We start from the raw sequence: 12932 nt of genomic DNA, 5'->3' as shown, positions 1-12932 counted from the left end.
AAAGGGGTTTTATTATGAAAAAAGTATTAACTATTGCAGGTTCAGATAGTTCAGGAGGAGCAGGGATTCAAGCAGATTTAAAAACTATGTCTGCTCATGGAGTTTTTGGTATGAGTGTTATAACTGCTATTACTGCTCAGAATACTCAGGGAGTTTTTGCAGTTCAAGATATAGATAAAGATATAATTGCTGCTCAAATAGATGCAATTTTTACAGATATTGAAGTAGATGCTGTAAAGATAGGCATGGTATCTAAAATAGACACTATTGATATTATTTGTAAAAAGATAAAACAGTATAATCCCAAAAATTTAGTGTTGGATCCAGTTATGATATCTAAAAGTGGATTTGACCTTTTAAAACCAGAGTCAAAAATGGCCTTAGTTACAAAACTTTTGCCTTTATCTACAGTAGTAACACCTAATCTTCCAGAGGCAGAAGAGATTGTAAAAACTTATAACGAAATATTACCGGAGGAAGAAAGATTATACATAAAGAAAATAGAAAATAGTGAAGATATGGAAAAGGTAGCTAAATTTATATGCAAAATTGGAGCTAAGTATGTGCTTATGAAAGGTGGTCATTTAAAAAATGAGGCAATAGATATTTTATTTGATGGAAATAAAATGTACTATTTTAAGAGTGAAAGAATAAATACCAAGAATACTCATGGCACAGGATGTACTTTATCTTCATCCATAGCATCAAATCTTGCTCTTGGATATTCTATAGAGGAAGCAATTAAATTATCTAAAAAATATATTACAGTAGCTATAGAAAATTCTTTAGATATAGGAAAAGGAGTAGGACCTACAAATCATTTTTATACACTGTATAAAAATGCCGGAATAATAGTTGAATAATAAATAATTGATATTCTGTCATCTCTGCTTTTAAGAAAAGTTTTGGAGGTAGTAAATATGGAAATATATGAAAGTATAAATAACAGTTTATTAAAAGTTAAAGAAAAAAATCCTCTTATACATCATATAACAAATTATGTAACAGTAAACGATTGTGCAAATATTGTTTTAGCCATTGGGGGATCACCAGTAATGGCAGATGATGAAAGAGAAGTAGAAGAAATGGTATCCATTGCATCTTCTTTAGTAATTAATATAGGAACATTAAATAGTAGAACAGTAAAGTCAATGCTTTTAGCAGGCAAGAGAGCAAATAAGCTAAATATACCTGTAATATTAGATCCTGTGGGAGTAGGAGCTACAAGTTATAGGACAGAGGTGGCAAAAGAATTAATTGAAGAAGTTCATTTTTCAGTAATTAGAGGAAATCTATCTGAAATCAAAAATATTGCAGGTATAAAGGTTGTAACCAAGGGAGTAGATACTTCTGAAGTTGGAGATAATTGTTTGAAAATGGAAGAGAAAAAAGAAATTTCACAGCAGCTTTCAAAAAAATTAGATTCTGTAATTGCTATTACTGGAGAAGTTGATTGTGTAAGTTTTGAAAATAAAAGCTATTATATTGCTAATGGACATAAAATTTTATCTAAAGTAACAGGCACAGGATGTATGTGCTCATCTTTAATAGGAAGTTTTTGCGGAGGAGAAAGTAATTACTTAATAGCAGCAACAGCGGGTATAGCTTCTATGGGAATTGCAGGAGAATTAGCTTGGGAAAAAACTAAAGAATTAGGAACGGGATCATTTAAAAGTGCTTTAATGGACAATATATATACACTAAATTATGAAGCATATAAGGAAAGAGGGAAAATATATTATGGAGAATTATAAAAAAGTTTCAAAAAATAAAATAGATTATACTCTTTATCTTGTAACAGATAGGGAACTTTTAAATAATAGAAGTCTAGAAATAGCAGTAGAAGAGGCCATTTTAGGCGGCGTTACTTTAGTGCAATTAAGGGAAAAAGATATAGATACTAGAGAATTTTATGAAACAGCAGTAAAAATAAAGAAAATAACAGATAAATATAATGTACCTTTAATCATAAATGATAGAGCAGATATAGCTCTTGCAATAGATGCTGAGGGAGTACATGTAGGGCAAAGTGATATGGAAGCTAAAATAGTAAGAAAGCTAATTGGAAAAGAAAAGTTATTAGGAGTATCAGCAAGAACATTAGAAGAAGCTATAGAGGCAGAAAGACAAGGAGCAGATTATTTGGGGGTAGGAGCAATATTTGGAACTACAACTAAAAAAGATGCTAAAAATGTATCTTTGGAAGAACTAAAAAACATAAGAAACAAAGTAAATATTCCAATAGTTGCTATAGGAGGGATAAGTGAAAACAATGTATCAGAGCTTAAAAATAAAGGAATACAAGGAATAGCAGTTATCTCAGCTATATTAGCTAAACAAGATATAAAAAAGGCTTCTAAAAATATAAAACAAATTTTTATTCAATCAAGTGAAATTTAGTTAAAAAGTTGATATAAAATTGAGGACAGATTCTTTAAACTTATATTTTATAAAGAACAGTCCTCTAAATTTTTTGAGAAATTCATTACATATTAATACATTTTTTGAAAAAGGTATAAAATTTATAGGTGAAAAATTTTCTTTAAATTCAAGAACAGAAATAATTAGATTTTTGGGAGGAGGGTAAAATGAACATATTCATAAATGAGAAAAAAATAGAGGTGGAAGATAATATAACTCTGTATTCTTTAAAAAATAAGGTGAAGAAAGATGCAGATATAATAATATACAACAGTTTTATAGTTAAGGAAGATATAAAAATAAAAGAAAATGATAAAATTGTTTTTATAAAAAGAGGTGAAATACCGTCAAGACAGGACATGGAAGCACAACTTTTAGCAAGACACACTCCTGGAGTACATGAAAAAATAAAAACTTCTTTTATTGGAATAGCTGGATTAGGAGGACTAGGTTCAAATATTGCGATAGCCCTTGGAAGAATTGGAGTGGGCAAACTCCTTTTAGTTGACTATGATGTAGTTGAACCAAGTAATTTAAACAGGCAGCATTATTTTATAAAACATATTGGAATGAAAAAGACACAGGCATTAAAAGAAATAATAGCACAATGTAATCCATATGTACAAGTTATAACAAAGGATGAATATATTGATGAAACTAATACGGTAGACATATTTAAAGATGTAGATTTGATAATTGAGGCAGTTGATAACCCTAAATGTAAAGCAGCACTTACTAATACAGTACTTACAAAAATGAAAAATAAAAAGATTATAGCTGCTTCTGGAGTAGCAGGGTACTTTGAAAATAATACAATTGTAACAAGAAAAATAAATGATAATTTCTATATAGTAGGAGATGAGAAAAGTGAGGCAGCTATAGGTATGGGATTAATGGCGCCAAGAGTTGGAATAGCGGCAAATCATCAAGCTAATTTAGCTTTAAGAATAATTTTAGGTGAAGAATAAAGAAGAAAAATTAAATATGGAAGATAAATCAATAATAGATAAATTTACATCAAATAAAATTCAAGGTGAAATTAACACATAAATTACTTAAATGAGGTGATTTCTATTATATATGTAGTAACTAATAGAAAGTTATGTAAAGAGAATAATTTTTTATATACAATTGAAAAATGTTTGTATTATGGGGCAGATGCTTTGAGTTTGAGAGAAAAAGATTTAAATTATGAAGAACTTTATTCTTTAGGAGAAAAAATAAAAATTATTACGGATAAGTATAAAGTTCCTTTAATAATCAATGGGAACCAGCAAGTATCACAGGATTTACAGTGTTGGGGATATCATTGTGGAATTCCTGCTATTAAAGAGAATAAATATAAAGATAAAAATATAAAATTAGGTGTTTCTATACATAGTACTTATGAAGCACTAGAGGCAGAAAATTATGGAGCAGATTATATTATAGCAGGACATATATATGAAACTAAATGTAAAGAAGGATTAAAAGGTAGAGGAATAGAATTTTTAAAAGAAATAGTAGCCAAAGTAAGTATTCCCACAATAGCTATTGGAGGAATAAAAGAAAGTAATATTCAGGAAGTTATGAAAGCAGGGGTAAAAGGTATAGCTATTATGTCATCAGCTATGGAAGATCCGCATGTAATTAAAAAATTAAAAAAACTATTATAAAAGTATCTTAGTTTTAAGTTTCTATTTAAACTTAAGGCTAAGATACTTTTTATTCTGAATAATTATTTTTGCCAAGGAAATAATTAACCTATAGTAATATAGTTTTCTTAGCAAGGGAGATATTTATGAGAAAGGATAATTTAAGCTCGGTTCAAGCTAAAGTTAAATCTATAAAGAACTTAATTGGTTATAAAAATCAATTAATAATAAGAGAACTATTAATAGGGAAAAAGTCAAATTTACATGTAACTATATTATATATGAATGGACTGACTAATACACAAACTATAGATAGAGATATACTTAAACCATTGATGTTTGAAATAGAAGAAGATTTAACAATTATAGATAATTTAGAAGAAACTATTATTAAAAAATATATAGCTGTTGGTAATGTTTTTATAGAAGAAGATATTAATAAAGTTGTTTTTTATATCAAAAGAGGAAAAACAGCATTAGTGTTGCCAGGTGATTCAAAGGCTATAATAATTGATACCAGTGGTGGAGATTATAGAGCAATACAGGATCCTATAAATGAAAGTTCTGTAAGAGGAGTTAGAGAAGGATTTGTAGAGAAGTTAGAAACTAATATTAGCTTAATTAGAAGAAGATTAAAAGATGATAATTTAGTTGAGGAAAGAATGATAATTGGAAAAAGAAGTTGTACTGATGTAGTGATAATGTATTTGGATAATATAGCAGATAAAAATATAGTAAAAGATGTGAGAAAAAGGCTAAGTGTTATAGATGTAGATGGTTTTTCAGGCAGCGGAGCATTAGAACAATTTGTAGAGGACTATCCTTATAGCATTTTCCCACAAAATTATTATACAGAAAGACCGGATGTAATAGTAGGAAATCTATTAGAAGGGAGAATTGCTATTATTATAGATGGTACATCTTTTGTAATAACATTACCAGTAGTGTTTTACGAATTTTTTCAAGCTATAGAAGATTATAATCAAAGAACTTTAATAGTTTCCTTTCAAAGAATATTAAGATATATAGCTGTGTTTATTATTATAACTTTACCAGCTATATATGTAACTTTAATAAAGTTTAATGCAGAATTAATTCCTATAAATTTTCTAGAAGCTCTTATTCAGTCAAGAAAAGGTATAGCATTAACTCCTTTTATGTCCATATTATCCATGAATATGATTGTAGAATTTTTAAGAGAAGGAGGGCTTAGATTGCCAGCTAAAATAGGGCAAACTCTAAGTGTAGTTGGAGGTATTATTATAGGTGATGCAGCAATTCAAGCAAAAATAGTAAGTTCCACAACATTGCTTGTAGTGGGCATTTCTACAGTAGCTACTTTTTTAATTCCAAATTACGAAATGTCTTTATCTATAAGAATTTTAAGCTATCCTATGCTAATTTTAGGAAATTTTTTAGGGATGTTTGGCATTGCAGTTGGTTGGTTTTTTATAATTACTTATTTATGTAATTTGGAAAATTATGGGGTTCCATATTTTAAATTATACAAAAGTGATATGAAAGATATATTTATTAGGAAACCTTTATGGAAAATGAATGAAAGACCAAAAGTAATACCTGAGGTAGATACTACTAGACAAAATAATTTTAGAAGTTTGTTTAGGAGAAACAGGAATGAAGAATAATTTAACACATAGTCAATTAACCTTTATGCTTATAGGAAGTATGATAGGAGTATCCGTGTTATATTTACCAGGGGATGTAATAAAGATATCAAAGTAGGATGGTTGGATATCTATTATTTTAGGAGCAATTTATCCAATATATATGGTGTTTATAGCAACTTACATAAGTAAAAAGCATCCTAAAGATGATATATTGATTTTGAATAAGAAAATTTATGGAAAATTTTTTGGTAGTCTATTTAACATAATATTTTTAATATTTTTTTTATCAATTGCTACACAAGTTGCAGCAGGAATGACTAATACTCTTAAAATTTATATGGTAACCTTTCTTAATAAATGGAATATGCTCACTGTAGTATACTTGATAACAGCTTACGCAGCTTATGGAGGAATTAAAGTTATAGGAAGAATAAATGAAGTTGTGTTTTTATCAACTTTTATAGTATATCTAATTCCGCTATTTAGTATAAGTAAGGGAGATATATCAAATTTAACACCAGTACTTGGGTCTGGAGTTAATAATATTATAAAAGCTGTAAAGGGAACAGCTACAGCGTATTCAGGAATAGAAATATTATTTATAGTGTATCCTTTTTTAGATAGCTATATAAATATAAAAAAGTCGGGAATAAAAAGTATAATCTTTGCATGTAGTGTATATACTTTATTTACTATATCAACCATATTATATATGGGAATAGATACAAGTACAAAATTTTTGTGGCCTGTAGTTACAGTGACAGATAGTTTAAGGATTCCAATAATAAATAGCTTTAGATATATATTTCTATCCATGTGGACAATGACCATGTTTAAAGTAATTTCTATAGATTATTATATATTTGCTTATGGATTAAATAAGACATTTAATAAAATAGATACAAAATATTGGATAATAATGTTGTATCCTGTAATGGTTATGCTATCTGGTGTATATGGTATTCCTACTATGAGAAGAGATTTTTTAGGAAAAATATTTCCGCTCTATGTATTATATAATATTATATTTATTTCCATTACCGCTATATTAATAGCTTTAGGAAAAGGTGATAATAATGAATAAAAAGATAAAGAAAGTAATAATTATTAGCTCATTTATAATTATAATATTAAATTTGATGGGAAAAAGAGGAACTGTTGTAGAAGAGTTAGATATTCCTAATGCTGTAGGTGTTGATTTTCAAAGGATGCATAAAGATGAAGGGATTTATAATATATCAGTTAGAACTTATTTTTCAGAAAGTAAATTTCAAAATGATAGCAAAGTATTAGAAGGAGAAGCTATAAATATTGGAGAAACCAGAGATCAAAGGCAATTAAAAGCTAGTAAAAAATATATATTAGGATTAGAAAAAGTAGTAGTTGTAGGTGAAGAACAGGCAATATATGGGATTGGAACTTCTATGGATATATTGATTTATAATCCTGAAATAAACGATAATGCAAAAGTAGTTGTATGCAAAGGAAAAGCAAAGGATATTCTAGAATACGAAGCTCAGAAATATGGTGCTGCAGACGAATATATAGGAGATTTAGTAGAACGATTACAGGAATTTAATTTTTTTATAGAAGATTATACTATTATGGATTGTATTATAAAATCATCTTCAGAAGGTAGAAATATAGTTTTACCTTACATAGAATTAACTAAAAAAGGAATAGAAGTAACTGGGTTAGCTATATTTGATAAAGATAAAATGGTAAAAAAACTAAATATAGAGGACACCAGAATATTAAATCTTTTGAGAGAGAACAACGCTAAAGGTAATTTGACTATTCAAGAAAACTATGAAAAATATATAAACTATTATGCTAAATCAAAAAGAAAAGTCAAATGCTATAAGGAAGGAGAAAACTATAGGTTTATTATAGAACTAAATTTGAAAGGTCCAATTGTATCAAATGAGTTATATGAAAATTTAAATAATGATTCAAAGGTATTAAAACAATTTACGCATGATATGGAAAAACATGTTGAGAAAATATGTATGGATTTTATAGAAAAAATACAATCAAGTCCTAATATAGATATGTTAGAACTTGGAAAAGTAGCGGCAGCTAAATATGGAAGAGGAAAAGGTATTGATTGGAATAAAGAAGTTATGAACTCAAAAATACAGGTTAAAGTAAATGTTAAAGTAGATAGTCAAGGAAGAGGAGACTATTAGCATATATTTAAATTTTATGTGGGAGAAACTTGGATGAATAACAATGATGATAATATATTAACGAAAAATCAATTTATACTTATTCTCATAGGTTCTATGATAGGTATAGGCGTTTTAAGTTTACCCAATGATGTAATAAAAATTGCAAAACAAGATGCATGGATATCAGTTATATTAGGAGCAGCTTATCCACTTTATGTAATGTTTTTTTCAAGCTATATAAGTAAAAAATATCCTAAAGAAAATATATTAATAATAAGTCAAAAGTTTTTAGGCAACATACTGGGTAATATAGTTAACATTATATTTTTAATATATTTTTTACTTTTAGCTACAGAAGTAGGTAATGGAATTACTAATGTTTTAGAGATATATATGGTTCCATTTTTAAATAGATGGACAGTTCTTATAGTTTCATATTTAGTAATAGCTTATGCAGTATATGGAGGAGGAAAAACTGTAGCTAGAATTAATGAAGTGATTTTTTTTGGTACAGTTATTATTTTTTTTATGCCACTGATTTCAATAAAAGATGGAAGTTTTCTAAATATGAAGCCTATATTAGGAAGTGGTATTATCAATATAATTAAAGCTGTGGAAAAGACTTTTTTCGCTTATGCTGGAATAGAATCAATATGTATAATATATCCTTTTTTACAAGATAGCAAAAAAATTAAAAGATATACATTAGTAAGCATTACTATAACAACAACTATTTATACATTATTTACTTTAGCTACTATACTTTTTTTTGGAATAGATGCTAGTTTTAAATTTTTGTGGCCTGTAGTAACATTAACAGAAAGCATTATGGTACCAGTAATCAATTCACTTAGATATATATTTATGGCTTTTTGGACTTTAATAATGTTTAAAACCGCTTGTAACTATTATTATATTTTTACTTATGGATTAAATCAAATAATAAAAAAAGTACAGAGAAAAAACATGACTATAATAATATTGCCAGTGATGATTGTACTATCATTTTTGTATGAAAATGCTACAAAAACAGGAAAATTTTTAGATAAAATTATGCCTATTTTTGTAGGATTTAATTCCATATATGTTTTATTAATTACAGTATTAGTATTTTTAAAGGATAGAACTGCAAAAAAGAATAGTATTAAATAAGTATTGTATATTAATAAATACCTATTTAATACTACTATTATAAAGATAGATAATATTGTTTTAATAATAAGGCATCTTTTTCTAGTAAAGGACTTTCGCAGATTATACATCCTTTTATGTTGAAGCTTTTAAAAGCTTTTAAACAATCTTTATAATTGAAGTCACTTTCTTCAAAAGGAAGGTGATTTTTTTCACCTTTTTCACCATAATTTATACCTGATAAATGTATATGCATATCTTCTAGTGCTTCATAACCTAGCTCATCTTTTATATACTGAAGTATTTTTGAAAAATCATTATAATTTTTTAAATTACCATTATATCTTGCGTGAAGGTGGGAAAAATCAATACAAGGTTTACAAAGTTTAACATTTTTGCAGAGAGATATAATTTCTTCTAAGGAACCAAATTGAGTACCTTTTCCAGTAGTTTCAAGTCTATAATCTATATCTATATCCGGCAGTTTTAAAAGATTTTCTTTAATATTATTAAAGGTTTCCTTCTTTGAACGATTTAAATAGAAACCAGGATGAAAAATTAAGCTTTTACCTTCTATTTTTCTCAAACCTTCAGCTCCCTTAATTATTCTTTCTAAAGATTTTTCCTGTTTTTCTATTTCTAAAGCATTAAGATTTATATAATAAGAACCATGAGCAGAAAGATAAAAGTTATTAGCTAATTTTGAAGTTAAAACTTCATCTTTATTTTTATCTGTAATATTTACAGAACGGACAAAAGGAAGCTCCATAGCATCAAGACCAATATCTTTTAAATATTTTATTGCAGTTTTATAAACAAATTTAGTGGATTCATCACCTATAGGAAGTCCAGATATACCAAACAATAATTTATCCAAAGTAACACAACCTTTCAAAATATGAATTTGATAATATTTTAAAGGTTGTATAGTTGTAAGTCAAACTTTAAAAAAAGTGCTATGCATTTTTTTAGATTACAGAGCACAGAGTATAGATAAGGAGAATTTTTCTTCGTGGGCATTATAAAAAATTTTAAATTAAAGTTTTTCTGTAGTGTTATGTTAACGAAAGAAAAGTTTTCTTATCTGTACTGTGCAATCTTTGCTCTGTACTCTGAAAAGTTGTTTTGCAATCTTTTCATATTCTAAGTATAGGTAGAGTACTACAAGTAAAACTGCCACCGGCTTTTATTATTTCACTATAATCTGAATAAATAGTATTAAAACCATTAGCACATAGCAATTCTTTCACCTGTTTATTACTAGTAAGTATTTTTTCATCTCCAAGACATACAAAATTTGATCCTAGTTTATCAGCAGCATCACCTTCTAATTTTAATAACTTTTTAAAATATTTTTCTATTAAGTGTTTATCGTATACATAATCAGTTATTATGCAAGTATCTCTATCAATACTATTAAAAACACAATCTAAGTGGAGCTTGTGATTATCAAAATTAATAGGAACTACTTTAACATCTATATTATAGTTATCTAAAACCATTTGAAGTTCTTTACAAGCTTCTAAGGTACTTCTTCTACTTAGTCCAACAAATACAACTTCATCATGTAATACTATATCTCCCCCTTCTATATTATTTTTCATTTCATAGGTTTTAAAAGTATGTTTTTTAGCAAATCTTCTTAAAGCTTCAGGCTCATTTATTCTTTCAGGGCTTTTCAATTTTGATATAAACAACATATCTTTTATAGCAAATCCAATGTCTCTTGTAAAAACTTGCGAAGGACTATTGACGGAATCTAAAAATTGAATTTTAACATCATTCTCTATAAGTAGATTTACAAAATTATTATATTGTGAATACATTAGGGGGTAATCAATAGTGCTTTTATAGGGATTACCAGGATCAATTATTTCATATTTACATGGATATACCATTAAGTAATATATCAGTTTATCATATTGATTATTTAGATGAACATGCATTTTATCACCTCCAAGTATATATCAAGTACATATACTTTTAGTCTTTATTTTAGGTATGAATTTTATTCATAATTATTTATAATTACTACGAAATTACAGTAAATTATTATATAATGTTTTAAAGAGGTGGTAATAGTGAAGGCAAGATGGATGATAAAGTGTACAAAAGATAATATTAAGGAACTTGCTCATAGAACCGGAGTAGATCCAATAATAATCAATGTATTAATTAATAGAGGAATAAGAACTCCTCAAGATATAGATAGATTTATTAAAGCTTCATTAAAAGATTTATATTCTCCTTTTCTTATGAAAGATATAGATATTGCTATAGATATAATAAGAGATGCTATAGAAAAAGGAGAAAAAATAGCTATATATGGAGATTACGATGCTGATGGAGTTACTAGTACAGTGATTTTGTGTAAAGCATTAAAAAGATGTAATGCAAACTTTATTTATCATATTCCTAATAGAGAATGTGAGGGATATGGTATGAATAGTGAAAGAATAAAATCACTGAAAGGGGAAGGTGTAGAAGTAATTCTTAGTTGTGATAATGGTATTTCCGCTATAGAACAGGTGAATTTAGCTAAGAAATTGAATATGAAAGTAGTGATAACAGATCATCATGAGTTAAGTTTTAAGGAGAATGATAATGAAAGAGAATATATACTACCAAGTGCAGATGCCATAATAAACCCTAAAAGAAAAGATTGTAATTATCCTTTTAAAATGCTATGCGGAGCAGGTATAGCGCTTAAGTTTGTTCAAGCATTATATTCTGTTATGAACATAGATGAGGATGAATTATATGAGCTGCTTCAATATGCAGCTATAGGCACTATATGTGATGTAGTGGATTTAGTGGATGAAAATAGAATTATAGCTAAAAATGGATTGAGATTATTAAGAAATACTAATAATTTAGGATTAAAAGCATTGATAAAAGAAACAGGCATAGAAGAAAAAAGTATAAATTCATATCATATAGGATTTATAATAGGGCCTTGTATTAATGCTACTGGGAGATTGGAAACTGCTAAGCTTTCTGTGCAATTACTTTTAACAGAAGACTTAGAAGAAGCAAATACATTGGCTAGCAAGTTACATAGTTTAAATACGGAAAGGCAGGAAATGACAACAAAAAGTGTAGAAAGTATTGAAGAAATAATAGAAAGTACCCCCTTAAAAAATGATAAGGTGTTTGTAATATATAAAGAGGACATACATGAAAGTATTGCAGGAATAGTAGCTGGAAAAATAAAAGAGAAATATAATGTACCAACTATAGTTATTACAAAGGGAAAAGATATGCCCAAGGGGTCCGCAAGATCTATAGATGGATATAATATGTTTGAAGAACTTCTTAAGTTTAAAGATCTATTGGATAAATTCGGAGGACATCCTATGGCAGCAGGTTTATCTTTGAAGGAGGAAAATATTCCTAAGCTTAGAAAGGCTTTAAATGAACAATGCAAACTTACACCAGATGATATGAAACCTAAAATATCTATAGACAAAAGACTTAATTTAGCACAGGTAAGCATAGATTTAGTAAAAAGGTTAGAGATTTTAGAACCTTTTGGAAAAGGAAACTCATCTCCATTATTTGCAGAAAAAAATGTTTTAATAAATAGAATAAATTTATTAGGAAAAGATAAAAACACTTTGAAGTTTGCATTAAAAATTAATAATGGATTGAATAAAATTGATGGAATATGCTTTGGGAGAGGACAGGAGTTTCTAGAAGAACTTAAAGAAATATATGGAGAAAATTATGTAAATATATTAAACAATCCATATAATATAAAAATGGATTTTATATTTTGTCCATGTATAAATGATTATAATGGTCATGTATCGTCGCAGATTAAAATAGTTGATTATAGATTTAGTAATAACCAGTAATTATATTTCTTATTTACAAATTTATTCATAATAAAGGGTTGTTTGTAAAAAAATAAAGGAATATAATATAGGGAAGATACAAATTTGCAT

Annotated in this window: 11 protein-coding genes and 1 pseudogene; 10 read left to right on the top strand and 2 right to left on the bottom strand. The window is 27.4% G+C overall.

All coding sequences use genetic code 11. The features are described from left to right. The first annotated feature begins 14 nt into the window (after positions 1–14). From thiD to J2Z24_RS14420, 9 genes and pseudogenes are all read left to right on the top strand, one after another. A complete protein-coding gene (gene thiD, locus J2Z24_RS14460; protein ID WP_035144768.1) occupies positions 15–863 on the top strand; it encodes a bifunctional hydroxymethylpyrimidine kinase/phosphomethylpyrimidine kinase in 849 nt (282 codons plus the stop codon). A 57-nt stretch (positions 864–920) separates the two neighbouring features. Next, complete coding sequence (thiM, locus tag J2Z24_RS14455) at positions 921–1754, top strand: hydroxyethylthiazole kinase (RefSeq protein WP_035144769.1); 834 nt, start codon at positions 921–923, stop codon at positions 1752–1754. Next, positions 1741–2400, top strand: a complete 660-nt coding sequence (thiE, locus tag J2Z24_RS14450; RefSeq protein WP_035144771.1) for a thiamine phosphate synthase — start codon at positions 1741–1743, stop codon at positions 2398–2400. Before thiM ends, thiE begins: the two co-directional genes overlap by 14 nt. Positions 2401–2588: 188 nt before the next feature. After that, positions 2589–3389, top strand: coding sequence for a sulfur carrier protein ThiS adenylyltransferase ThiF (gene thiF / locus J2Z24_RS14445; protein ID WP_035144773.1), 801 nt, complete (start codon positions 2589–2591; stop codon positions 3387–3389). Positions 3390–3485: 96 nt separating this feature from the next. Then, entirely contained in the window at positions 3486–4076 is a 591-nt protein-coding gene (locus J2Z24_RS14440) for a thiamine phosphate synthase (protein ID WP_307861370.1), read from the top strand. A 125-nt stretch (positions 4077–4201) separates the two neighbouring features. After that, the gene (locus J2Z24_RS14435) at positions 4202–5701 is read left to right on the top strand and encodes a spore germination protein (RefSeq protein WP_035144775.1); all 1500 of its coding nucleotides are present in this window, start codon (positions 4202–4204) and stop codon (positions 5699–5701) included. Next, positions 5691–6767 (top strand): annotated as a pseudogene (locus J2Z24_RS14430) (GerAB/ArcD/ProY family transporter). Before J2Z24_RS14435 ends, J2Z24_RS14430 begins: the two are co-directional and overlap by 11 nt. Beyond that, positions 6760–7872, top strand: a complete 1113-nt coding sequence (locus tag J2Z24_RS14425) for a Ger(x)C family spore germination C-terminal domain-containing protein (protein WP_035144776.1) — start codon at positions 6760–6762, stop codon at positions 7870–7872. The pseudogene J2Z24_RS14430 and the gene J2Z24_RS14425 overlap by 8 nt, the downstream one beginning before the upstream one ends. A gap of 33 nt (positions 7873–7905) precedes the next feature. Continuing rightward, positions 7906–9006, top strand: a complete 1101-nt coding sequence (locus J2Z24_RS14420; protein ID WP_035144777.1) for a GerAB/ArcD/ProY family transporter — start codon at positions 7906–7908, stop codon at positions 9004–9006. 37 nt (positions 9007–9043) lie between these two features. Here J2Z24_RS14420 and J2Z24_RS14415 read toward each other — a convergent pair whose 3' ends face one another. Further along, positions 9044–9862: a TIM barrel protein gene (locus tag J2Z24_RS14415; RefSeq protein ID WP_035144780.1), complete on the bottom strand. Its 819-nt coding sequence runs from the start codon at positions 9860–9862 to the stop codon at positions 9044–9046. A 259-nt stretch (positions 9863–10121) separates the two neighbouring features. Then, positions 10122–10931, bottom strand: coding sequence for a dimethylarginine dimethylaminohydrolase family protein (locus J2Z24_RS14410; protein ID WP_035144783.1), 810 nt, complete (start codon positions 10929–10931; stop codon positions 10122–10124). A 135-nt stretch (positions 10932–11066) separates the two neighbouring features. Here J2Z24_RS14410 and recJ point away from each other — a divergent pair, with 135 nt between their 5' ends. Then, positions 11067–12842, top strand: coding sequence for a single-stranded-DNA-specific exonuclease RecJ (gene recJ / locus J2Z24_RS14405; protein WP_035144785.1), 1776 nt, complete (start codon positions 11067–11069; stop codon positions 12840–12842). The last annotated feature ends 90 nt before the right edge of the window (positions 12843–12932 follow it).

The sequence above is a fragment of the Clostridium tetanomorphum genome (assembly GCF_017873215.1).
GTDB classification, from domain to species: domain Bacteria; phylum Bacillota; class Clostridia; order Clostridiales; family Clostridiaceae; genus Clostridium_AO; species Clostridium_AO tetanomorphum.
Note: the sequence above shows the minus strand (reverse complement) of the source record. Positions and strands in the feature narration are given on the sequence as shown.

Coding starts and splice junctions, on each gene's coding strand:
- thiM (WP_035144769.1), top strand. CDS start 921: ATGGAAATATATGAAAGTATAAATAACAGTTTATTAAAAGTTAAAGAA.
- J2Z24_RS14410 (WP_035144783.1), bottom strand. CDS start 10,931: ATGCATGTTCATCTAAATAATCAATATGATAAACTGATATATTACTTA.
- J2Z24_RS14420 (WP_035144777.1), top strand. CDS start 7,906: ATGAATAACAATGATGATAATATATTAACGAAAAATCAATTTATACTT.
- thiF (WP_035144773.1), top strand. CDS start 2,589: ATGAACATATTCATAAATGAGAAAAAAATAGAGGTGGAAGATAATATA.
- J2Z24_RS14425 (WP_035144776.1), top strand. CDS start 6,760: ATGAATAAAAAGATAAAGAAAGTAATAATTATTAGCTCATTTATAATT.
- thiE (WP_035144771.1), top strand. CDS start 1,741: ATGGAGAATTATAAAAAAGTTTCAAAAAATAAAATAGATTATACTCTT.
- J2Z24_RS14435 (WP_035144775.1), top strand. CDS start 4,202: ATGAGAAAGGATAATTTAAGCTCGGTTCAAGCTAAAGTTAAATCTATA.
- thiD (WP_035144768.1), top strand. CDS start 15: ATGAAAAAAGTATTAACTATTGCAGGTTCAGATAGTTCAGGAGGAGCA.